Here is a 22892-nt window from a genome sequence, read left to right as displayed (position 1 = left end):
GGTACAGCACTGGCACCTTCGCTGTGGACCAACGGTGCCGGATGCGACCTTCAGGGCCAATTCTGAGGAGCAGGGCCCGGAGGCTGGCCGCGCAGCAGCGCCACCAGCTCGGCCACGCCCGCAACGGGACGCCGGCATACCATCGCCTCGCACACGTAGGCCAGCGGAGCGCCGTCGTTCCCGGCCGTCCGGCCTGCCAACAACGGCACGACGCCGGAGGCACGCTCGCCGGTCACGTCGAGTTCATCCGCGACCGCCAGCACCGCCCCGGCTTTCGCATTGCGCCGCACGGCCGCTACGAGAGCATCCCGTTCCGGACCGGCAGGCCCGACGACGGCCACCTCCTGCGGCCCATTGACCGCGGACTGCACGACCGTCAGCGCCCACCCCACCGCTTGGGGCACGCGCGGTGCCAGCACCGCCGCGTGGGCAACAAGGGCCTCGGCCCGGGCACGCCGCTCGATCAAACCGGTGTATGCCGCTGACGTCACCAGCGCGCCGGCCAGCAAGGCGACGCCCGAGGGAGTGGCGTTGTCGAAGGGATCGGCCGCGTTCTGCTCCCCCTGCGCCGAACGCAGCTGAGTGTCCAGGTCCGCGGCGTCCACCACGGCTCCGTCAGCACCGGTGAACCGCTCCAACGCGACCCCGAGGATGTCCTCCGCTGCCTCGAACCACTCCGTGTTGCCCGTCGCCGCGTAGAGGGCCTGCAGCCCGTCGACCACTCCGGCGTAGTCCTCCAGCAACCCCTCGACGGCCGCAGCGCTTCCGGAGTGCGACACCCGGCGAAGCCGGGCACCGTCCCAGTGGACCCGCAGGAGATAGCGCGCGACGCCCTCGGCCAGGCGAAGCATCCCGGCGTCTCCGAGCAGCGCCCCGGCGTCCGCGAGTCCACCGATGGCCAGGCCGTTCCAGCACGCCACCACCTTGTCATCACGCTCCGACTGCGGCCGATCGAGCCTCGATGCCAGTAACGACGGCGCTGCCTCTTCCCACAGCGCCTGCTCCCCGGCGCTCCACAGACGTCCGGCGTGCAGGGTGAACGCTCCGTCCTCCACCTGCCCTTCCTCCGTGTTGAACAGCTGCAGCACAGGCCCTGCCTGGTCTCCGAGTACTGCCTGCACCTGCGCGGCGCTCCAGGTGTAGGTTGCACCCTCCACACGTCGGCCTTCGATCACGGTGTCGGCATCGAGCGAGGAAGCGAATGCACCACCGGGCAACTGCAGTTCGGCCTCAAGCCAGCCGGCGATGCCGCGGGCCGTGCGCTCCGCCAGCGCCCTCTGCTCCGGGTCTTCCGCCTGCACCGCCCAGCGGGCGTAGACGCGTATGAGCTGCGCGTTGTCGTAGAGCATCTTCTCGAAGTGCGGCACCGCCCACGCCTGATCCATCGCATAGCGGGCAAACCCACCGCGCAGCACATCGTGAATCCCCGAGACCGCCATACGCTCGAGCGTACGGTCGGCGAGCCCGGCGGACGTGCCGTCGTCGTCTGAACGGGCTCTGGCCAGCAGGAAGGAAAGCACCGACGACGGCGGGAACTTGGGCGCCCCGCCGAAACCGGCGTAGGCGGGGTCCTCCTGGGCCTCGAGGGCTGCGACGGCGGCGGTGAGTGTCTCCTCCAGCGCCGGCCCACCTCTCTCGTTCCGCAGGCGCAGCAGGCCCCCGCTGCGCCGGCGGGCCTCTCCGAGGTTGTCGGCGAGCTGGGCGGCGCTGTTGTCGACCTCAGTGCGGCGTCCCGTCCAGGCGTCGGTAATCGCCTCAAGGATCTGGCGAAATGACGGCCTGCCCTGCACCGCAACCGGCGGGTAGTAGGTGCCCGCGAAGAAGGCCCGGCCGTCAGGAAGCGTGAAGACGCTCATCGGCCACCCGCCCTGCCCGGTCATGGCCTGGGTGGCGGCCATGTAGACGGCATCGACGTCGGGGCGCTCCTCCCGGTCCACCTTGATGGAGACGAAGTGAGCGTTCAGGTAATCGGCGATGGCGCTGTCTTCGAAGGACTCATGGGCCATGACGTGGCACCAGTGACAGGCGGCATACCCTACCGAGACAAAGACCGGGACATTCCGGCGTTCAGCTTCGGCGAAGGCACTTTCGGTGAAGGGCCACCAGTCAACCGGGTTGTCGGCGTGCTGACGCAGATAAGCAGAAGCCTCACTGCGTAGCCGGTCAGCCATGGTTATGGGGCGTCGGGGCCGTATTTGCCGCCGGGAGTGCGGCGCCGGCCGGAGCCGTCAGATGCTTCGGCTGCCGGGCCAGGAGCGGCGCCTCCATTCCCGGAAGCCTTCCGGGCGGCTGCTTCCTCGGCCTCGAGGTTGGCCATCTCGCGGTACCGCACGCGGCGGATCCGGCGGGTCATATCGCGGATCAGGAAGATCACTGCGATCACCAGGAACAGCGTGGCCAGGAACCCCAGCAGGCCGGGAGTGACCTGTGTGGGATCCAGCCCCGGGCGCAGCGAGGGCTCATCACCCGGCGCAGGCGTCACGGTTGCGGCCAGGTTCAGCAGGGAGAACACTCCAGAGCACCACTTTCACGAGTATCTACGGCGGAAATGTCCCGGAGCGGGACAGCCCACAGGACTTATTCTATGCCCGCGAAGAAGTCCGTTTCAGGCAGTTCGTGCGGTACGCGGGAGTGAATCAGTGAGTAGTCCTCCCACGGCCACACCTTGCGTTGCAGATCCGCGGAGACCGCGAAGAAGAAGCCCTCCGGCTCAACCTGCGTGCGGTGCGCCAGCAGAGCGCGCTCCCGGTGCTCGAAATAGTCCCCGCAGTCGATCTGCGTGGTCGTAGGGTGGGTGGGCCGTGCGGGCTGGTGGCCTTCGGCGTCGGCCTCCAGCCAGGCGGCGATCCGCTCGGCGTAGGGCGACTGCAGGCCCGCTTCCTCGAGCGCGAAGTGCAGGGCACGGAACCGCTCCGGGTTGAAGGCGCGGTCGTAGTAGAGCTTGAGCGGTTCCCACGGCTCACCGAGCCCTTCATAACGGGACGGATCACCGGCTGCCTCATAAGCCTCAACCGCAACCCGGTGCGCCATGATGTGATCAGGGTGCGGGTATCCGCCGTTCTCGTCGTAGCTCAGGATTACGTGCGGGCGGTACTCGCGGACCAGGCGAACCAACGGGGCCGCAGCGCGCTCCAGCGGCTGCAGCGCGAAGCAGCCAAAGGGAAGCGGCGGAAGCGGATCTCCTTCGGGCAGCCCCGAGTCGACGAATCCGAGCCAACGGTGCTCGATGCCAAGGGCGGCCGCTGCCTCCGCCATCTCAAGCCGGCGCAGTCCGGCAAGGTCGCGCAGTGCATGCGGGACGTCGGCCATCTGTGCGTTCAGGATGTCGCCGCGCTCGCCTCCCGTGCAGGTTGCGACCATCACGGATACTCCCGCGGCGACATAGCTGGCCATGGTTGCGGCGCCCTTGCTGGATTCGTCGTCGGGGTGTGCGTGCACCGCAAGGAGGCGGAGGCCGCCGTCGTTCTCCGCGCGGAGGAAGGGCGCGTCGGGGGTGTTATCCGGGCTGGACACTGAAGGCTCCTGAATCTTTCCTGGTCTGTCGACGCCGGTGATCCCGCTGGACCATCGGCTGGAAACGAGGTGAACGAACTGAAGTACCGGTTGGTAAACTTGAACCGATGAGCACCGACCACGCGCCAGTACCAAGAGTAGCCAATCGCTACGGTGCCCCCAAGCCACAGCGCACACCGTCGGCGCAGCGTCGGAAGCGGAACCGCCTACTGATCTGGACGGTCCTGGCCGTCGCCGTCGTCGCCACCGGCGTGTTCAGTCTCTTCGCCGGAACGCCGCCCGTCTCATCCAAGGATGTTGGCTTCAGCATCGAGGGTCCGAACCTTGCGCGCGTGGACTACGAGGTCACCAAGGATCCGGCGGCCACCGCACAGTGCGCGGTGCAGGTCCTGAACGAGTCTTACGCCATTGTCGGCTGGACTGTCGTGACTATTCCTCCGGGCAGCCCGGGAGCAAGCGTCGACGGCCGCACCACCTCCCACAACACCCCGGTCCGGACCGAATCCGAAGGCGTCACCGGCGGGGTCAACGCCTGCTGGATCACCGAGTAACGTCGCGTCGAAAGCGCCGGCGATCCGCGCCGTTATTGGGTTATCCGGCCTTGCTGACTATAATGGACTGATACGTTCCGCCCCGCCCCGCCGTGGTTCTTACTGGAGTAGTCCAGGACAGAGGCCATCACGCAGGCGGGGTCTTTGCTTGTTGATGCGCACATCACGGCAAAGGCCGCAGCCGAATCCCGCTCAGGGCTTCGACGTACCTAAGGAGATATCGTGTCCACCAACAGCGCACCCGTCGCCTGGCTCACCAAGGAGTCCTACGACCGCCTCAAGGCTGAGCTGGACCACCTGTCCGGCCCCGGCCGCACCGAGATCGTTGCCCGCATTGAGCAGGCGCGCTCGGAGGGAGACCTCAAGGAGAACGGCGGCTACCACGCAGCCAAGGAGGAGCAGGGCAAGGCCGAGGCCCGGATCCGCCAGCTCACCGAACTGCTGAACAACGCCCACGTCGGAGAATCCCCCGCTGATGACGGCATCGTGGAACCCGGCATGCTGGTTGAGGCGAACATCGCCGGAGACAAGGAAACTTTCCTCCTGGGCAGCCGCGAGGTTGCAGGTGACACCGACATGGACGTGTACAGCGAGAAGTCCCCGCTCGGCGCAGCGATCCAGGGACACAAGGCCGGAGACACCGTGAAGTACACCGCGCCGAACGGCAAGGAAATCACCGTCGAAATCCTCTCGGCTAAGCCTTACGCAGGCTAGTCGACGCTAGCTCGCCAGACGGCGGTCGGTCCCGGCAGGGGTCGGCCGCCGTTTCAGTATCAGGGCCGCGAGCACACCGCCGAGTGCGCCGAAAAGGTGGGCCTGCCAGGAGATATTCGAGCCGAACTGCGGCAGTACGCCCCACAGCAGCGAGCCGTACATCCCGAAGAGCAGCACGGCGAGCAGGATCTGTTTCCAGTCCCTGTTGTAGAAGCCGCGGACCAGCAGGTAGGCGAACAGCCCGAAGACGACGCCGGACGCCCCGATGGTCACCCCTCCCCCGAAGATCCACACGCCCACGCCTGATGCGAGCCAACTCGCCGAGACCGCAATGACAAACCGCCTCACCCCCTCGAGGAAGGCCAGGAAGCCAAGCACCACCAGCGGCAGGGTGTTGCTGAAAAGGTGACCGAAGTCGGCGTGCAGGAGCGGCGCGAAGATTACGCCGTCGAGCCCCTCCACCTGGCGCGGTTCGATGCCGAGCACGCGGATCAGGTAGAAGCCGGTGAGCGTATTGAGGAGCTGCACCGCCCAAAGCACTGCAGCGAAAACGATGACCGTGATCAGACCGGCGCGTGCCCGCTTAGCCAGCATGTCAGCCCTGGATGACGACGGGTTGGAAACCCTCAGCGCGCAGGTTGTTCAGCACCTGCTCGCAGTGCTCCTCGCCCTTCGTTTCCATATTGATGGTGATTGCCACGTCACCCATGCTGATGGATCCGCCCACCCTCGTATGGTCGACCCCCGTCACGTTCGCATCGGATTCCGCGATGATCCTGGAGATGGTCGCGAGCGAGCCCGGGCGGTCATCGAGCAGCATGCGCACCACGAGGTACCTCCCCGCGGCGGCGAGTCCGCGCTGGATCACCTTGAGCATCAGCATCGGATCGATATTGCCACCCGAAAGCACGACGGCGGTATTCCCGGGGTTCGCGCCGTTCTCGGTGAGTTTCCCGTCCAGCAGTGCCGCGACGCCCACGGCACCAGCCGGCTCCACCACCATCTTCGACCGCTCGAGGAGGAAGATCAGCGCGCGCGCCAATGAGTCCTCGCTGACGGTGACGACGTCATCAACCAGCTCGCGGATGATCGAGAACGGAAGCTGGCCCGGGCGTCCCACCGCGATGCCGTCCGCGATGGTCGACACCTTTGTCAGCGGAACCAGGGCGTCAGCGGCGAGCGATGGCGGGTAGGCGGCGGCGTTCTCCGCCTGGACGCCGATCACGCGGATTTCCCGGCCCAGTTCCCGTGCACGAGCCTTGACGGCGACGGCCACACCGGCCAGCAGCCCGCCGCCGCCGACGCCCATGAGGATGGTGTCGACGTCGGGCACCTGTTCAAGGATTTCGAGGCCGATTGTCCCCTGCCCTGCTACGACGTCAACATTGTCGAAGGGATGCACAAAGACCGCGCCGTGTTCATCGGCGTACCGTTTGGCTTCAGTCAGGGCTTCATCCACGTTGTGGCCGTGCAGCACCACTTCAGCACCGTGCCCCCGGGTTGCAGCAAGCTTGGGCAAGGCGACCCCCAACGGCATGTAGATGCGGGCCTGGATGCCCAGCCGTGCAGCCGCGACCGCGACACCCTGGGCATGGTTGCCGGCCGAGGCGGCCACGACGCCGCGGGCGCGCTCCTCGGCGGAAAGCCGGGCCATCCGCACGTAGGCGCCGCGCACCTTGAAGGAGCCGGCGCGCTGCAGGTTCTCGCACTTGAGTGAGACCCTGGCGCCCGTCAACCGCCCGAGCGCGCGGGACTCCTCGATCGGCGTGTACGCGATGACGCCGTCGAGCATTTTCTGCGCTTCGAGGACATCCTCGAGGGTCACTGCCAGCTGGGCGAGGTCGGTGGTCACGATGACGCTTCTTTCGTGGAGGGTTCCGGTTCGACGAACTCACCGGATGGACGGGACGAAGGAGTAATGGAGCCGCCCGGTTCGGGATACGGGGCGGGAACACCGAGTGCAGGGTCGGTTTCCCAGGCGCGGTTGGCAATATAGCGAACGACAGTGTTGAGGATTGCCAGCAACGGAACCGAGAACAGGGCACCCGCCACGCCGGCCACAAGGGAGCCGCCTGCCACAGCCAGCACCACGGCGAGCGGGTGCAATGAGACGGCCCTGCCCATGACGAAGGGCTGGAGGATGTGCCCCTCGACCTGCTGCACCACCAGCACGATGGCGAGCATCACCAGGGCATTGACCCACCCGTTGGCCACCAGGGCCAGCAGAACCGCCACCATTCCGGTGAAAAGTGCACCAAGAATGGGAATGAACGAGCCCAAAAAGACCAGGACCGTGAGTGGGAGCACCAGCGGCACTCCGATGATCGCCGCGCCCAGCCCGATGCCGATGGCGTCGATGAACGCGACCAGGATCTGCACACGCACGTAGTTCGCCATGGAGGTCCAGCCCCGCAGGCCCGCCCCCGTGATTGCTGCACGGGCACGCCGCGGTGCAAGGCCGGCGATGAAGCGCCAGATGGCGTCGCCGTCGTGCAGGAAGAAAATCAGCGCAAAAACCGTCAACAGCAGCCCGGCCAGGAAGTAACCGGCGCCTTCCCCGAAGGAGAGGGCACCGCTCACGATCAAACCGCTGTTGTTATCCACCGCGCTGGCGACCTCGTCGAGGAAACCGTCGACCTGGGAGGTGGTGAGGCGCAGCGGGCCATCGGATAACCAGTCCTGGATCTGCTGGATGCCCGTCAGCGCCTCACCCCAGAGCGAAGCGAATCCTACGGCGAGCTGTTGCCCTACCAGCGAAAGGGTGGCGGCGACGCCGAGGAGGAAACCCAGGACAATAGTGGCCACAGCCACTCCGCCCGGCACCTTCCGGCGCCGCAGGAAGCCCACGGCCGGGGCCAGGAGGCTGGCGAGGAGACCTGCGATCATCAGGGGAATCACGAGCAGGGTGATCTGGCTGAGCAGCCACAGGAGTCCCGTCGACACCACCAGAATCAGACCCACACGCCAAGCCCACGCAGCACTGACCACCAGCGCGTACGGGACGTCCCCGCCCAGCGGACGTTCCTCGGGCGCAGCAAAGGCGCCGTTGAACGATGAGTGCGAGCTCCGCCGCGTCGATCGCGTCATGACTCAATCTTTCCACAACACCATCCGGGTTCCTTCCGTCGGACTGTTTGAAATTGTGCGGATTCGTTGTATTTTGTTAAGCGTTGTTGTCCAAACTGACCGGAGTCCTTCCATGCTCGCAGCCGACCGCCATGCCGCCATCCTGGCAAAGCTCGGCGTCCAGCGCACCGTCCGGGTGAGCGAGCTTGCGGACAGTCTGGGCGTTTCGGAGATGACCATCCGCCGTGACATCGACGGGCTTGATGCGGTGGGCGCCCTGCGCAAGGTGCACGGCGGGGCAACGTCCCGGACCGCGCTGAATGCCCTCGAGCCGGGCTTCGGCGCCAACGCGGACCAACGGACGGACGCCAAGGAGTCCATCGCCGCGACCGCTGCGACGCTCATTCAACCGGGCATGACGCTCGCCCTGACCGGCGGCACCACGACCTACCGTCTGGTGGAACACCTTTCCGGGCCGCTGACCGTACTCACCAACTCCCTCCCTGCGGCAGACAAGCTGCACCGGACCGCCCCGCCCGGCGTCACCGTTCTGCTCACGGGCGGCGAGCGCTCTCCTTCGGAGGCGCTGGTCGGCCCCATCGCCACCTCCACGGTCCGGTCCTTCAACGTGGACATCTGCTTCATGGGTGCCCACGGCGTCGACGCCTCGGCCGGCATCACCACGCCCAACATGGCGGAAGCGGACACCAATCGTGCTTTCGCCGAACAGTGCGGCCGGCTGGTTGTGCTCGCGGACTCCACCAAGTTCGGGACAGTAAGCCTTGCCCGCATCGCCGGCGTCGATCAGGTCTCCTGCATCGTGACCGACTCACGGCCATCCGACCCCCGCTACACACTCACTACCAGCGTCCTCGCCGCCCGAGGCAGCACTCCCTCCCACACCCAGGACACACCATGACCCAGGTAATCCCCACGCGTCTCTCCGACGGGCGCGAACTCATCTACTTCGACGCCACCGAAGAATCGGCAGCCCTCCACCGCGATGCTGCCGCCGTCGTCGACCATCGCGGTCTGCCGCAGCGCGGGGGCACCGGCGACGTGCGGTACGACCCGCTGACCGGCGAGTGGACTGCCGTCGCCGCGCACCGCCAAACGCGCACGCACCTTCCGCCGGCCGATCAGTGTCCCCTGTGCCCCTCCACCGCACACAACCTCTCCGAAATCCCCGCCTCCGACTACGAGGTCGTGGTTTTCGAGAACCGATTCTCGTCCTTCGGCCCGGACCTCGGCGAACTGCCCGACCTCCAGTCCGGGAGCACAGGCTGGGGAACGACGACGTCGGCCTTCGGGCGGTGCGAAGTGGTCGCCTTCGATTCCTCCCACGAAGGCTCCTTCGGGTCCCTGCCGCCGCAGCGGGCGCGCACCGTCATCGACGCCTGGGCACACCGAACGGAAGCGCTCTCCGCGATGACGGGCATCCGCCAGGTCTTCCCGTTCGAGAACCGGGGAGCGGACATCGGCGTAACTCTGCTCCACCCTCACGGTCAGATCTATGCCTACCCGTTTGTGACCCCTCGGGCGGCGTTGATGGGCCGGGAAGCCCGGCGCTACTTCGACGCCGTCGACGGGCGGGAGACCCTGATGGGCTCGGTTCTGAGGTCCGAGCGGAACTCGGGCGAGCGCATGGTCCTTGAGGGCAAACACTTCAGCGCCTTCGTGCCCTTCGCCGCCCGGTGGCCCCTGGAAGTCCATCTGGTGCCACACCGTCATGTTCCGGACATCGCTGCGCTCACCGGAGAGGAAAAGGACGAGCTGACCACGGTGTACCTCGAACTCCTCGCCCGGGTGGACGGCATCTACAGCACGCCCACCCCATACATCGCCGCCTGGCACCAGGCTCCCCTGGTCCCCGAACTGCGCGAAGCCGGCTACCTGCACCTGCAGCTCACCTCACCCCGCCGGGCGGAAGACAAGCTGAAGTTCCTCGCGGGCTCGGAGGCGGCAATGGGCGCTTTCATCAACGACACCACCCCGGAGCAGGTAGCCGCCACGCTCCGCGCCGCAACCCCCGCAGTGAAGGAAACAGTATGACTCTCGCCCAGCAGTTCGAGGACCGTTTCGGGTCCGTCCCCGCCGGCATCTGGGCAGCACCCGGACGGGTCAACGTGATTGGAGAGCACACCGACTACAACGACGGGTTCGTGTTGCCCTTCGCAATCGACCGCGCCACGCTGGTGGCCGCTGCCGTGCGGCAGGACTCCGCCGTCCGCGTGAGCTCCACGTTCTCGGAATCCGGAGAAATCGTGGTCACGGATCTCTCCGGACTGAAGGCCGGCGACGTCGACGGCTGGGCCGCCTACCCCGTGGGCGTATTCTGGGCGCTCAGGGAGGCCGGTCACGAGCTTCAGGGAATGGACCTGCTGATCGACTCGCAGGTCCCCGTGGGGGCAGGGCTTTCCTCCTCCGCTGCTATCGAGTGCGCCGTAGCCGTGGCGGCAAACGAGCTGTACCGACTGGGACTGAACGGTTCGGAGCTCGCGCTCATCGGGCAGCGCGCCGAAAACGAGATGGTGGGAGCGCCCACCGGGCTGATGGATCAGTCAGCGTCCCTGCTGGGCAAGGAAGGTCACGCGGTGTTCCTGGACTGCCGGAGCCAGCATGCGGAGCTTGTTCCGCTGCCTATGAAGGAAGGCGGACTGGCGCTGCTCGTGATCGACACCCGCGTCAGCCACTCCCACGCGACCGGCGGTTACGCGTCCCGCCGGCGTGCCTGCGAGGTGGGCGCTGACATCATGGGCGTCCCTGCGTTGCGAGACCTGAGCGAAGATGATCTACGAGAGGCCTCAGGCCTGCTCGATGACGAGACGTTCCGCAGGGTGCGCCACGTCGTCACGGAGAACGCGCGCGTGCAGGCCGCCGTTGAACTCCTCCGCACCGATGGACCGCGCGCCATCGCGCCGCTGCTGGATGCCAGCCACGTCTCCATGCGGGACGACTTCGAGATCTCGTGCCCCGAGCTCGACCTGGCTGTGGACTCATCCCGGGAGGCCGGAGCCCTGGGCTCGCGCATGACCGGCGGCGGGTTCGGCGGCTCGGCCATCGCGCTCGTGCAGGTTGAGGACGTCGACCGCGTCAGCGCGGCAGTGACGGAAGCTTTTGACCGCGCGGGATTCAAGGAACCGGTCATTTTTGCGGTGTCCCCCGCTGACGGCGCGGGCCGGGTTTCCTGAGCCTTAGGCCGTCCAGTCCCCATTCCAGCCGAAACAAACGGAAGGCCCCCGGCAAACGCCGGGGGCCTTCGTGTCTGTGCCAGTGGTGTTACTCGTCGCCGCGCAGGATGGCGATGAGGCGCAGGAATTCAACGTACAGCCAGACCAGGGTAACGGTCAGGCCGAACGCTGCGGTCCAGGAGTACTTGCGGGCAGCGCCGTTGCGGACACCTTCGCTGATCATGGTGAAGTCAATGACCAGGGAGAAGGCGGCGAGGCCGATTGCCAGCACACCGATCAGAACGCCGAGCGGGATGCCCATGATTTCCACGCCGGTGCGCAGACCCCACGGGTCGTTGCTGACGCCGAAGAGCATCAGGCCAAGATTCACGAGGCTGAACAGTGCGTAGCCGATCATCGCGATCATGAAGATCTTCATGGCCTTGGGGGTAGCGCGCACCTTGCCGCTCTTGAAGAGCAGCAGCGTCACTACGAAGACCGACAGGGTGCCGAGCAGAGCCTGCATGGCGATGTTCGGGAACATTGCCTCGAGGAACATCGTCAGTCCGCCGAGGAACAGACCCTCGAGGAAGGCGTAGCCGAGGATCAGCGCGGGCACGGGCTCACGCTTGAAGGAGTTGACCAGGCCGAGAACGAAGCCGCCGATCAAGCCCACGATCATCAGCAGCGGTGCAAGGGACGGGAAGAGGAACGCCGGAACCGCCGCGCCAATCATCACCACGCCGATGGTCGCGATGGTCTTGACGATCACGTCGTCGAACGTCATGCGTCCCGTCTCTGCGGGACCTGCCGAAGGCTGGTTGTAGAGGTGCTCCAGCTGCTGCTGGTTCATGACCGTTTGGTTGGCCAGAGTAGTTGAACCGTACGCTGCCGGATTGTCGCCGCGGGCAGCGGTACGGAAGTTTTTACCGTTAAAAACCGGGTTACCGCCGAGTGCCATTTGTGTGTAGTCCTCCATTAGGGGGCTGAGATGTTTCAACCCTACCAATATCAACGGTTTTGAGGCCGTTTTGTTCCGGAAGCGGCGCCTGACTGCGACCGGGATCCGCAGGAGTCCAACGGTAGACTGTCGGCGTGTCAAACACCTCAGCCACGAAGCCCTTTTCGTCCGACTCCCTCCCCCTGAAGATGCTTCATGACCGTCTGCTGGTGATCCTGGACAAGGACAGCAGCGAGCGGCGGTCGTCGTCGGGCATTGTCATTCCGGCGACCGCGGTGATGGGCAAGCGGCTGGCATGGGCTGATGTTGCGGCTACAGGGCCCAGTGTCCGTCAGGTGTCCCGCGGTGACCGCGTGCTGTTCGACCCGGAAGACAAGTCGGAGGTCGATGTCGGCGGCACCGACTACATCCTCCTCCGCGAGCGCGACGTCCACGCCGTTGCGCAGCCGGAAACCGACGACGCCGGCACCGGGCTCTACCTCTAATTCACCTGCTGATTCATCTGCACCGACGTCAACCGCGCTGCCCGGGGTTCCGGGTTACCCGCGAGTAGAACTACCAACACAGTTGTTATCCAATTGCTATCTGGCAGCCCCCATATGGCGAATAGTGGTAACACAGCGCAGGTAACATGATCTCCACACTGCGTGACTTCGATCACAGGCTCTAGAGCCGTCGTACCTCGACGGACGACAGCCACCATCGTGGAGGTTCATAACTTGATAACCAAGCCGACGCCGGCGTGGCGCAGGAGGCTATTCCTCCTGGTCGCCGGCCTTCTGGCCGCACTGTTCATCAGCGCACCCGCAGCAGGGGCATCCCCCCTTGGTGCGGTAGGCACAGTGAACGGGCAAATCCCCGCCTCCGTCCAGGCAGGGGAATTCCAAAACCGGATCAGCGGCGTCCTTCGGGGTGCCGACGGTCCGCTAGCTGACGTCCGGATCTCGGTCACCGGCGAGGGTTTCGAAGGAGAAACCACGTCCGGCGAGAACGGCTCCTGGAGCATTGACGTTCCCGAACAGGGCACCTATGAGGTGGAGCTCGACGAGTCCACCCTGCCCGAGGGCGTGGAGCTGGCTGAAGGCCAGCAGAATCCGCGTGAAGTCACGTTCGCCGGAACAACAAATATCACCACGCTCTTCCTGTTCGGTGAGGGCATCGTCACGGGAACCAGCAACGCCCTGGACCTCCTCGTCGACCGCTCCGTCGCAGGATTGAGCTTCGGCCTGCTCCTCGCCCTCAGCGCCGTCGGTCTGTCCCTGATCTTCGGCACAACCGGCCTGACCAACTTCGCCCATGGCGAGATGGTCACCGCCGGTGCCGTGCTGGCGTTTGCCTTCGCCGCGCTGGGGCTGCCCGCAATAGTCGCAATCATCCTCGCCGTGATCGGCGGGGCGGCGCTGGGCTATGTCCAGGACGCCGGACTCTGGAAACCGCTGCGCAAGCGCGGCTCCGGACTGATCCCGATGATGATCGTGAGCATCGGCCTCGCCCTGGCATTGCGCTACATCATTCAGTTCAACTTCGGCGGGGCGACCCAGCAGCTGCCCGGCGCCCAGGGTCAGATGCTGAACTTCGGGCTCATCTCCATCACCCGGAACAACCTGACCTCCCTGATCATCAGCCTGATCGTCATCCTGCTCATCGCATTTCTGCTCCTCAGGACCCGTATCGGGAAGGCCACCCGCGCTGTCGCCGACAACCCGGCTTTGGCCGCGGCTTCCGGTATCGATGTGGACCGGGTCATCCGGTTGGTCTGGGTTGTGGGCGGCGCACTGGCAGCACTTGGCGGCATCCTCTGGGCCTACTACCGCCCGGGCGTCTCCTTCAATATGGGCCAGCAGATTCTGCTGCTGATCTTCGCCGGTGTAGTCCTCGGCGGGCTGGGCACGGTCTTCGGTGCCCTGCTCGGCTCAGTCCTGGTAGGTCTCTTCGTCGAGATCTCCACCATTTGGCTGGAGGCCGACCTCAAGTACGTCGGCGCCCTGCTCATCATGATCATTGTTCTTCTCTTCCGGCCACAGGGCATCCTGGGCCGCCGAGAGCGCGTAGGTTAGGGGCCGACCGACATGGATTTTGGAAACATTCTTTCCCTCGCCTTCGGCGAAATCATCAGCCCGACGACGGCCGCCTACGCACTGGCAGCCCTCGGCCTCGCCGTACACTTCGGCTACAGCGGCCTGCTGAACTTCGGTCAGGCAGGCTTCATGGCGATGGGCGCGTACGGCTACGCCATCTCCACTCTGACCTTCAATGCTCCGGTCCCCGTCGCCATCCTGGTGGCGCTGCTCGGCTCGGTGATCTTCGCCGTCGTGCTCGGTATCCCGACCCTGCGGCTGCGGGCGGACTATCTCGCTATCGTGACCATCGCAGCGGCGGAAATCGTGCGGTACATCGTCACCACCAACGGCCTGACCGAAGTCACTGGTTCGGCCAACGGTCTGGCCCAGGGCTTTGAGTCGGGCTTCTTCGCGCTGAACTTCATCCCGGAGGGCACCTACAACATCGGTCCCGTCAGCATGAACCAGAACGGGCTCTTCATTCGGATCGTGGCCTGGACAGTGGTAGCGCTGGCCTGCCTCGCAGTGTGGCTGCTCATGCGCAGCCCCTGGGGCCGCGTCCTCAAGGGTATCCGCGAAGATGAGAACGCGGTTCGTGCCCTTGGCAAAAACGTGTACGCCTACAAGATGCAGGCACTCATCATCGGCGGCCTGATGGGTTCTGCTGCGGGCATGATCTTCACGATCCCCCGCGGCGCGGTCCAGCCGGCCAACTATGCCACCGAGCTCACGTTCTTCCTCTACACGGTCCTGCTGCTCGGCGGCATGGCCACGGTACTGGGCCCGGTCATCGGGGCGATGATCTTCTGGGTTGTCCTCTCGCTGACTCAGAGCCTCCTCTTCGGCGCCATCGAAACCGGCGCCATCACGTTCCTCACCAACGTCCAGGCCGGACAGCTCCGGTACATCCTCGTGGGTGTTGCGCTGATGCTGCTGATGATCTTCAGGCCGCAGGGCGTACTCGGCAACAAAAAGGAGTTGGCGTTCGCATGAGCGACCCTACTGCGGAACCTACGCCGCAATCCCAAGCAAAATCAGGCGGACGGCGAGCAGCACACGCTGTCTCGCATTCGACGGAATCGACCGGAACACCGGCCGACGGCATCGACTACATGACCGACTCGCGGCCCATCACCGAGGACACCCCTGGACCAGGCTGCCGCAAGCGGGATCCGATTGTCACGGTCAAGAAGGTGACCCGAAGCTTCGGCGGCATCAACGCTGTCGACGTGGACTACCTCGAGATCCCACGGAACAAGATCACCGCTCTGATCGGGCCGAACGGTGCGGGTAAGACCACGCTGTTCAACCTGCTCACCGGGTTTGATACGCCGCAGAGCGGCGAGTGGGACTTCGACGGGAAGTCCCTCGCCGGTGTCGCTCCCTACAAGGTGGCACGCCTCGGCATGGTGCGTACGTTCCAGCTGACCAAGGTCATGGGCAAGCTCACCGTCATGGAGAACATGCGCCTCGGAGCGACCGACCAGCCCGGTGAGAGTCTCGCCCGAGCCCTCTTCAAGGGCCTGTGGGGCGGACGGGAAAAGGAAATCACCGGGCAGGCGGAGGTACTTCTCAAGAAGTTCAAGCTGGACGCGAAGAGTGACGACTATGCAGCGTCCCTCTCCGGCGGGCAGCGAAAGCTGCTGGAAATGGCGCGCGCACTCATGGTGAAGCCGCGCCTGGTCATGCTTGACGAGCCAATGGCGGGCGTCAACCCGGCCCTCACCCAGTCATTGCTGGACCACATCAAGAACCTCAAGGCCGACGGCATGACCGTCCTGTTCGTGGAACACGACATGCACATGGTCCGCCACGTCGCCGACTGGGTTGTGGTCATGGCAGAGGGGCGCGTAGTGGCGGAGGGAACTCCCGACGTCGTCATGAAGGATCAGGCGGTGATCGATGCGTACCTCGGTGCCCACCACGACGTGGATCTCGGTGATTCCCAGGGCGTCGAGAAGCTCGAGGAGGAACTGGCACACGACGAGGAATCGGTCGTAGGGACAGAAGACGCCGGTCTCCTGAGCCACACCCGGATCACCGAACTTGAAGGCACCGCGTCAGACACAGGTAAAGAGGAGAAGCGGCCATGAGCGAAGCAGCGGGAACCGCAGGACCACACCGGACCACGGGGGTCGAGGCGGCACCCGGAAAATCGGTCGTGAAAGTCACCGATCTCGTGGCGGGCTATCTGCCGGGCGTGAACATTCTGAACGGCTGCTCCATCGAAGCGCGGTCGGGTGAGCTGATCGGCATCATCGGGCCCAACGGTGCCGGCAAGTCGACGCTGCTCAAGGCAATGTTCGGGCTGGTCAAGGTTCACTCGGGCACGGTGATAGTCCGGGATCAGGACATCACGGGGCTGAAGGCAAACAAGCTGGTCAGCAGGGGCGTGGGTTTCGTCCCGCAGAACAACAACGTATTCGCCACCCTGACCATCGAGGAAAACCTCCAGATGGGCATGTACCAGCGCCCCAAGGACTTCAAGGAGCGGTTCGACTTCGTCACCGGGCTTTTCCCCGAACTCGGCAAGCGTCGCGCGCAGCGTGCCGGTTCCCTGTCGGGCGGCGAGCGCCAGATGGTCGCCATGGGCAGGGCCCTGATGATGGAGCCCGCGGTCCTGCTCCTCGATGAGCCCTCCGCCGGTCTCTCCCCTGTCAAGCAAGACGAGACGTTCCTCCGCGTTCACGAGATCAACCGGGCAGGCGTCTCTGTGATCATGGTGGAGCAGAACGCCCGAAGGTGCCTGCAGATCTGCGACCGCGCCTATGTTTTGGATCAGGGTAAGGATGCGTACACGGGTACCGGACGCGAACTGATGAAGGACCCCAAGGTCATCCAGCTGTACCTCGGGACCCTCGCCGATACGGCCTAGGTCTTCAGCCGCCTCTAGAGGCCCTCTCCAGCAGGAGGGGGTCTCTACTGCGTTCGAGGCCAGTGCGGGGATGCGCGCACGATCCTGCTCGTTCTTGAAGGTTCGCGACGGCCCGACCGCGACCTGCGTGGCTTCTCGGTTTGCCGGTGTCGTCCAACGACCTCAGAACCTGCAGGGTTGCGCCCACACCAGGCGACGACGCCGTCTTTCCGGTCCCAAACCCGGTTGACGCTAGCCGACACCTGGTGTGGACGCAGAAGAGCCCCTCCCGGGCCGGGAGGGGCTCTTCTGTACTGTGCGAGTGAATCAGGTACTGCTGGTGGGGCTAGAGCTGCCCTGCCTCGGAGCGGTAAGGCTGCGGGGTGTTGTTGTCGTCGAACTCGTAGATGCCGATGAAGGCTTCCGTCGGGTCACCGTTTTCGTCGAAGGTGATCGGTCCGGAGATGCCCTGGTAATCGATATCCTCACCCTCACGCTGGAGAGTGATGCAGCCTGCGTAGTCGAAGCACTCGGTGCCTTCCTTGGAGACTGCCTCAAGCTCGGCTGCGATTGCTGCTCCGTCCGTGCTGCCCGCGGCATCTGCTGCAAGGGCAATAAGGTTCACGGCGTCGTAGCTTTCACCTGCGTAGTTCCACACATTCAGGCTGTCGTCGATCTCAGCGAGGGCTTCCTTGAACTCGTCCCCCGCGAAGGAGCCTGGCTGGGTGCCCTGTGCGCCTGCGAGTGTTCCGGGATCAAGGTCTTCGCTGTAGTCAGCGGTGTTGCCGTCCACGAAGAACATGGAACCCGGGTCTACGCCCTGACCGGTCAGCAGCGGAACGATGCTGTTGGCCTGGTCGAAGCTGATGACCACGTAGGCGTCAGGCTCGGCTGCGACAAGCGCATCCACCTGGCTGCTGAACTGCGAGTCGCCCTCGTTGAAGAGTTCCTCTGCAACGATCTGGCCGCCCGCGCTCTCAACGGCTTCCTTGATGCTTGCCTGGAGGCCGGTACCGTACGCGTCGTTGAGTACGATCATGCCCACGGTCTGTGCGCCACAGGCCATGATGTAGTTACCCAGGACGCGTCCCTGCAGGACGTCGGACGGTGCGGTACGCCAGTACAGGCCGTTGTCATCCCAGTCGGTGAAATCGGGCGAGGTGTTCGCCGGCGACATCTGAACTACACCGGCACCGGTGATCTGGTTGATCACGGTCTGCGAAACACCCGAGGATGCTGCGCCGATGATCGCGCTGACGTCCTGGGACAGCAGGTCCGTCACGGATTGTGTTGCGATGTCGGTGGTGGTGTCGCCGGAGTCGCGGTGGATGATCTCGACATCCTGGCCAAGCACACCGCCGGCCTCATTGATTTCCTGTACGGCGAGGTTCACGCCGGCAATTTCGGGGGGACCGAGGAAAGCAAGGGCACCTGTGGTGGGCAGAATTGAACCGAGCACCAGGGGAGTTTCGGACGTGGTTTCCGCTTCGGGTACTGCGGCTGGGTCGCCCTTCTCGGGGGCCTCGCCCGCGTCGAGCTGACTCTCGGGACAGGTCAATCCCGACGCTGCCGGTGCCGAAGACTGGCCGCCTTCTTCTTCGGGGGTGGGATTGCCACCGCAGGCAGATGCGAAGAGTGCGATGCCCAGGCTGAGGGCCGCAATCTTCGCTGCGCGCGGAGCATTCTCCCCGATGCTGAACCGCGCGGAGTTACGTGTTGCTGTCATGAAATTTATCTCCTCGATCGAAAGGCTCGATCAGCCTTTGATGCGATCACCAGGTGTTCCTGGTATGTGAAAAAGCTAGTGCAAAAACGTGTCTAAGATAAGCAAATCTGGTTACATCCTTGTAACGCTCATCACAGGGGTATTGACCGCCGTCGGACGAGGGTCAGTCCCGCAGGTAGGTGTTCACGTATTCTTGATGGGACGCCCTGGCAGCGCGCACGCCGCCTGGGGTTATCACACGGTACGCCCCAGTAGCCCAATGGCAGAGGCAGGAGACTTAAAATCTTCACAGTGTGGGTTCGAGTCCCACCTGGGGCACCGCAGCGTCCAGGCCCTCATCGGTGCCGAAGTACAGGTGCTTGTGCAGGCGGCAGCCCGGATTGAAGGGCGCGCGGCAGGAGGAGCACGCGTCAGCGCCGAGGTAGTCCCGGATCCGCATCGTCTCCTTGCAGACGCCGCACAGGATCGCCTCGGTATCCTGCTCCCCCGCAGGCCAAACGGCTGCTGCGTGGTCAGCTGTTTCTGCGTGGCAGAGGTGGCATGGATAGAACTCGCCGCAGCATTTGAACTTGATGGCGACCACGTCGAGCACCGTCCGGTAGTGAATGCAACGGGTCTGGTCATCAACTGTAGGGCCGAGGACTCTCACAGCGCCTCGAATGGCGCGGCGTAGCGGAACGCGCCGACCGGCACCCTGTTGCCGCCGAGCGCCCGGATCATGAAGTGCTCGCGCCAGGCCGGATCCGGCGGATGGACTCCGCGCTCATCGGCCCTCGCGAAGCCGAAACGCCCGTAAAACGTGGGGCTTCCCAACAGCACCAGCGAGGTCTCCCCCAGCTTCTCGGCTCGGGAAATCGATTCCTCCACGAGCAGGCTGCCGATCCCCCGCCCCTGAAACTCCTGCAGAATCCCGATCGGACCTAGCCCCAGGGACGGGACCGACCCGATCCGCGCCCGGGTGGTGATGACGTAACCGCGAATGGCGCCGTCGTCGTCCTCTGCTACGAGCGATAGGGCGGGAAGATACGCAGGGCTTGCCCACAGTTGCTCAAGCAGTGCGGCTTCGACGGGCCGCCCACCGGTTGCACCGGCGGCGAAGGCGGACTCGATGACGGCGAGGGCTGCGCCGCGGTCCGACGGCGTTTCAGGGCGGACTCTCACGGTCGAGAACTATAGCCGGTTAAACGACGACGGCGGCACCGGGGTAGGTGCCACCGTCCTCAAAGGAAACTTAGGCCTTGGCCGCGGTCTTCTCGGTGTCCTCCACCCGGCCCTTGTCCAGCGACGGGGCTGCTTCCGGCTTCTTGGGTGCCGGGGTTGCAGCCTCGCGGAACTGGCGGCGCGGGGTCTGCAGGTCCATCAGCTGCGTGGTGTCGCGGCCGAAGACGAAGCCGAGCACCCAGTTACCGACCACGCGGAACTTGCGCTCGAACATGGGCATCGCCATGCCGTGGTAGCCGCGGTGGGCGAGCCATGCGGGAAGTCCGCGCATGCCGAATCCCATGATGTTGGCGACGCCCTTGTACTGACCGAAACCGGCAACCGCACCCAGGTTCTTGTGCTTGTACTCGCGGACGCGGCCAACGCCGTAGCGCTCAGCGTAGATGTTGTCAGCGAGCAGCTTGGCCTGACGGACAGCGTGCTGGGCGTTGGGCACGCAGAAACCGCCGACACCGCCACCGGAGAGGTCCGGCACGGCAGAGACGTCACCGGCCGCCCAGGCACCGTCGAGGGGGCCGTCGTCGCCGCTGATGCGCAGTTCCGCGCTGGCACGGACACGGCCGCGCTCGTCGATCGGGAAGTCCGTGTTGCGGACAACAGGGTTGGCCTGCACACCGGCGGTCCAGACGAGGGTGTCGGTCTCGAACTCATCGGCCGGGGACTTGTCCGGCATGTTGATGAGCTTCAGCTTGCCGTCCTTGGCGCTGGCGAGCGAGGTGTTCAGCATGACCTGCACACCGCGGGCACGCAGGTGCTCCACTACCCACTTGGCCTGCTCTTCGGTGACCTCGGGCATGATGCGGCCCATTGCTTCGACAAGCACAAACCGGATGTCGGAGCGCGTGAGGCGTGAGTTCTTCTTGACGGCGGCACGCGCCAGGTCTTCCATCTCGGCCAGGGCCTCGATGCCGGCAAAGCCGCCACCGACGACGACGAACGTCAGCGCGCGGTCGCGCTCGGCACCCGGCTCCATGAGCGAGGCGGTCTCGATGCGCTCGAGGAGCTGGTTGCGCAGCGCGACGGCTTCCTCGATGGTCTTGAGGCCGATGCCGGCTTCCGCCAGACCCTCGATGGGGAAGGTGCGGGTGATGGCGCCGGCCGCGATGACGATGTCTCGGTACGTCAGCTCGAACGGCGCGCTGCCGTCAGCTGGTTCAACGGTCGCCGTACGCGAGGCGTGGTTCACGCCGGTCACCTTGCCCGTGATGAGCTCGGTATCCGACAGGTGCATGCGGTGCGAGACAACGGCGTGACGCGCCTCGATGTTTCCACCGGCAACCTCGGGGAGGAACGGCTGGTAGGTCATGTAGGGCAAAGGATCAACGAGGGTGACGATGCCACCGTGATCCTTCACCTTCTTCTGCAGCTTGTGGGCTACGTAGAGACCGACGTAGCCGCCGCCGACAACAAGGATCCGGGGACGATCAGAAAACTTGGAGGATTGAGCCATGGGACCAGCGTACCGGACTTTGTGAAAATCTTCACTAGCGGGAGTCCGATGCTGCCGATCGGCCGTCAAGGGCGTCCGTGGACGCAGGATTTCCGCTCGCCCCGCTGTCAATCGGCGGTCCGCTTCGGCTCTCGCCAGCAATGATGTTTTCCCGGTGTATCCGGACAACCTGGTACGTCCCGCCGAGCAGGATGACGAGGATGAGGCCCCCGAATCCGAACACAATGAACGCCGGCAGGGAGCTGGAGGTCGATGCCCTCTCCTGTGCTGCGGGAACCGTCGGCTCCGGGATATCAGGCAGAGGTTCCTCGGACGCGGCGGCTTCCGGCGGCGGAGGCGGAGGTACCTCCCCGCGCCGGTACGTCTCGATGTACTGAGCCATGCTGACCACACCGCCGGCACCGAGCAGCCGTTCCTCGGGGACAGCCAGATCCGCGTTCACCGCAGCCGCAGCGTCCAGGATTCCATGCCCGTAGATGGTGTCCTGGCCGGGGATGCCGGCGTCCCGCGCGGTCATGATGATCCTGTTGATCACCTGCGGGGCAGTCAGTTCCGGGTACTTGGCACGGATGAGCGCTGCCACTCCGGAGACAAGCGGCGCAGCGCCCGACGTCCCGGACCATTTGCTTGCGTAGAGGCCGCCGGGCAGGGCGCCGACAAGGTTCTCAGCCGGCGCAGCGATCCCGATGCTGATGCCTTCTGAGGAGGATTCACGGCTGGCTGCCCCCTTGGCATCGAGTCCGCCAACCGCCAGCACGCCAGGCATCGTCGCCGGCGCTCCGACCTGTACGGAACCCCCAGCCCGGTTGCCCGCAGCGGCCACGATGACGACGTCGTTCTGTTCCGCGTAGAGGAAAGCCTCGTCCCAGCTCTCCGGCCAGGTCGGTGAGGTGCTGCCGAGTGACATGTTGATGACTGAGGCGCCATTGTCCACGGCCCAGCGCACCGCATTGGGGATCTGGTCATCAATACTCACGCCGGCCGGGTTGGGTCCGCTGGCTTCGCCGCCGATCCAGAGCGACACTGCGAGCAGTTGTGCTTCCGGGGCAACTCCGACGACGCCGTCGGACCCGCGCCCGGCTGCCTGGACCGGAGTCTTCTCCGGTTCCTTGGCCTCCTTGGTGGCTTCAGCGGACTTCGACGGCGCAGCTGACGGCGACCCTGACGCAGACGGCGACGGTGAGGCAGAGGGCGTTTCCTTCGGTTCTTCCGGAACATGTCCCCTGCCCGCGATCAGGCTTGCAACGAGCGTGCCGTGCTCGGGCACCTCCCCGATACCGCGCTGCCCGTCTGGCACACCCGCGCCGGAGACGTCCGTACCGCCGGTTACGCCGCCCTCGAGGTCCGGGTGGGTTCCGTCGACGCCGCTGTCGATGACGGCGACTGTGACGCCCGCGCCCTTGGTGTCCTTCCACGCCTCCGTGATGCCGTAGTCCTCGAGCCAGTACTCGCGCTCCCGGATTTCCCCGCCGTGTGCGCTTGCACTGTCAACCGGCCCGACGACGGCAGTCGCCAGACCCAGTGAGAGCGCAACAACGGCAGCAACGGACCGGGGAAGGAAACTTGACCCCTGCGGCTGGGGAATTTCTGGTGCGGAAGAAACCAC

Annotated in this window: 22 protein-coding genes and 1 tRNA gene; 11 read left to right on the top strand and 12 right to left on the bottom strand. The window is 65.3% G+C overall.

The window, feature by feature from the left end; translation table 11 throughout:
* Positions 1–50 precede the first annotated feature (50 nt).
* The 3 genes from M1D74_RS04840 to mca form a co-directional block, all read right to left on the bottom strand.
* Positions 51–2171 carry a thioredoxin domain-containing protein gene (locus M1D74_RS04840; protein ID WP_458116684.1) on the bottom strand — a complete coding sequence of 707 codons (2121 nt, stop codon included), beginning with the start codon at positions 2169–2171 and terminating at the stop codon, positions 51–53.
* 2 nt (positions 2172–2173) lie between these two features.
* Positions 2174–2512 (bottom strand): hypothetical protein, encoded by a 339-nt coding sequence (locus M1D74_RS04835; RefSeq protein WP_458116683.1) that lies wholly within the window; start codon positions 2510–2512, stop codon positions 2174–2176.
* Between the two features lie 65 nt (positions 2513–2577).
* Complete coding sequence (gene mca / locus M1D74_RS04830; protein WP_458116682.1) at positions 2578–3513, bottom strand: mycothiol conjugate amidase Mca; 936 nt, start codon at positions 3511–3513, stop codon at positions 2578–2580.
* Between the two features lie 107 nt (positions 3514–3620).
* On the opposite strand from mca, the gene M1D74_RS04825 reads away from it, so the two are divergent.
* Together M1D74_RS04825 and greA are read left to right on the top strand one after the other, a co-directional pair.
* The gene (locus M1D74_RS04825; RefSeq protein ID WP_458116681.1) at positions 3621–4064 is read left to right on the top strand and encodes a DUF4307 domain-containing protein; all 444 of its coding nucleotides are present in this window, start codon (positions 3621–3623) and stop codon (positions 4062–4064) included.
* Between the two features lie 219 nt (positions 4065–4283).
* On the top strand, positions 4284–4778 hold the full coding sequence (gene greA, locus M1D74_RS04820; RefSeq protein WP_309072426.1) for a transcription elongation factor GreA: 495 nt from the start codon (positions 4284–4286) through the stop codon (positions 4776–4778).
* A gap of 6 nt (positions 4779–4784) precedes the next feature.
* Here the strand turns inward: greA and M1D74_RS04815 are convergent, their stop codons facing one another.
* The 3 genes from M1D74_RS04815 to M1D74_RS04805 are packed head-to-tail and all read right to left on the bottom strand — an operon-like array spanning position 4785 to position 7865.
* Positions 4785–5372, bottom strand: coding sequence for a rhomboid family intramembrane serine protease (locus tag M1D74_RS04815; RefSeq protein ID WP_309072420.1), 588 nt, complete (start codon positions 5370–5372; stop codon positions 4785–4787).
* 1 nt (position 5373) lies between these two features.
* Positions 5374–6570, bottom strand: coding sequence for a threonine ammonia-lyase (ilvA, locus tag M1D74_RS04810; protein ID WP_458117138.1), 1197 nt, complete (start codon positions 6568–6570; stop codon positions 5374–5376).
* A 56-nt stretch (positions 6571–6626) separates the two neighbouring features.
* The gene (locus tag M1D74_RS04805; RefSeq protein ID WP_458116680.1) at positions 6627–7865 is read right to left on the bottom strand and encodes an AI-2E family transporter; all 1239 of its coding nucleotides are present in this window, start codon (positions 7863–7865) and stop codon (positions 6627–6629) included.
* A 112-nt stretch (positions 7866–7977) separates the two neighbouring features.
* Between M1D74_RS04805 and M1D74_RS04800 the strand changes: the two genes are divergently transcribed.
* From M1D74_RS04800 to galK, 3 genes are read left to right on the top strand one after another with little or no spacing between them, the layout of a single operon-like run.
* Positions 7978–8763: a DeoR/GlpR family DNA-binding transcription regulator gene (locus M1D74_RS04800; protein ID WP_458116679.1), complete on the top strand. Its 786-nt coding sequence runs from the start codon at positions 7978–7980 to the stop codon at positions 8761–8763.
* Positions 8760–9896: a galactose-1-phosphate uridylyltransferase gene (gene galT / locus M1D74_RS04795; protein ID WP_458116678.1), complete on the top strand. Its 1137-nt coding sequence runs from the start codon at positions 8760–8762 to the stop codon at positions 9894–9896. Before M1D74_RS04800 ends, galT begins: the two co-directional genes overlap by 4 nt.
* The gene (gene galK, locus M1D74_RS04790; RefSeq protein ID WP_458116677.1) at positions 9893–11035 is read left to right on the top strand and encodes a galactokinase; all 1143 of its coding nucleotides are present in this window, start codon (positions 9893–9895) and stop codon (positions 11033–11035) included. The genes galT and galK overlap by 4 nt, the downstream gene beginning before the upstream one ends.
* 88 nt (positions 11036–11123) lie before the next feature.
* Here the strand turns inward: galK and M1D74_RS04785 are convergent, their stop codons facing one another.
* Entirely contained in the window at positions 11124–11975 is an 852-nt protein-coding gene (locus tag M1D74_RS04785) for a Bax inhibitor-1/YccA family protein (RefSeq protein WP_309071626.1), read from the bottom strand.
* 188 nt (positions 11976–12163) lie between these two features.
* On the opposite strand from M1D74_RS04785, the gene M1D74_RS04780 reads away from it, so the two are divergent.
* The 5 genes from M1D74_RS04780 to M1D74_RS04760 all read left to right on the top strand — a co-directional run bounded on the left by M1D74_RS04780 (position 12164) and on the right by M1D74_RS04760 (position 16910).
* The gene (locus tag M1D74_RS04780; RefSeq protein WP_309071638.1) at positions 12164–12460 is read left to right on the top strand and encodes a GroES family chaperonin; all 297 of its coding nucleotides are present in this window, start codon (positions 12164–12166) and stop codon (positions 12458–12460) included.
* Between the two features lie 162 nt (positions 12461–12622).
* A complete protein-coding gene (locus M1D74_RS04775) occupies positions 12623–14032 on the top strand; it encodes a branched-chain amino acid ABC transporter permease (RefSeq protein ID WP_458116676.1) in 1410 nt (469 codons plus the stop codon).
* Between the two features lie 12 nt (positions 14033–14044).
* Positions 14045–15028 carry a branched-chain amino acid ABC transporter permease gene (locus M1D74_RS04770; protein WP_309071628.1) on the top strand — a complete coding sequence of 328 codons (984 nt, stop codon included), beginning with the start codon at positions 14045–14047 and terminating at the stop codon, positions 15026–15028.
* Positions 15029–15147: 119 nt separating this feature from the next.
* Complete coding sequence (locus tag M1D74_RS04765; protein WP_458117137.1) at positions 15148–16128, top strand: ABC transporter ATP-binding protein; 981 nt, start codon at positions 15148–15150, stop codon at positions 16126–16128.
* The gene (locus M1D74_RS04760) at positions 16125–16910 is read left to right on the top strand and encodes an ABC transporter ATP-binding protein (protein ID WP_458116675.1); all 786 of its coding nucleotides are present in this window, start codon (positions 16125–16127) and stop codon (positions 16908–16910) included. Before M1D74_RS04765 ends, M1D74_RS04760 begins: the two co-directional genes overlap by 4 nt.
* A 325-nt stretch (positions 16911–17235) precedes the next feature.
* Here M1D74_RS04760 and M1D74_RS04755 read toward each other — a convergent pair whose 3' ends face one another.
* Complete coding sequence (locus M1D74_RS04755) at positions 17236–18615, bottom strand: ABC transporter substrate-binding protein (protein WP_309071630.1); 1380 nt, start codon at positions 18613–18615, stop codon at positions 17236–17238.
* 245 nt (positions 18616–18860) lie between these two features.
* On the opposite strand from M1D74_RS04755, the gene M1D74_RS04750 reads away from it, so the two are divergent.
* Positions 18861–18933: transfer RNA gene (locus M1D74_RS04750), tRNA-Leu, on the top strand.
* Here the strand turns inward: M1D74_RS04750 and M1D74_RS04745 are convergent.
* From M1D74_RS04745 to M1D74_RS04730, 4 genes are all read right to left on the bottom strand, one after another.
* Entirely contained in the window at positions 18902–19198 is a 297-nt protein-coding gene (locus tag M1D74_RS04745; RefSeq protein ID WP_458116674.1) for a CHY zinc finger protein, read from the bottom strand. The two genes, M1D74_RS04750 and M1D74_RS04745, sit on opposite strands and share 32 nt — an antisense overlap.
* A 62-nt stretch (positions 19199–19260) precedes the next feature.
* Positions 19261–19776, bottom strand: a complete 516-nt coding sequence (locus M1D74_RS04740) for a GNAT family N-acetyltransferase (RefSeq protein ID WP_458116673.1) — start codon at positions 19774–19776, stop codon at positions 19261–19263.
* Positions 19777–19846: 70 nt separating this feature from the next.
* Positions 19847–21286 (bottom strand): NAD(P)/FAD-dependent oxidoreductase, encoded by a 1440-nt coding sequence (locus M1D74_RS04735; RefSeq protein WP_309071633.1) that lies wholly within the window; start codon positions 21284–21286, stop codon positions 19847–19849.
* Positions 21287–21320: 34 nt separating this feature from the next.
* A complete protein-coding gene (locus M1D74_RS04730) occupies positions 21321–22892 on the bottom strand; it encodes a S8 family serine peptidase (protein WP_458116672.1) in 1572 nt (523 codons plus the stop codon).

The sequence above is a fragment of the Arthrobacter sp. D2-10 genome, from assembly GCF_054161285.1.
Note: the sequence above shows the minus strand (reverse complement) of the source record. Positions and strands in the feature narration are given on the sequence as shown.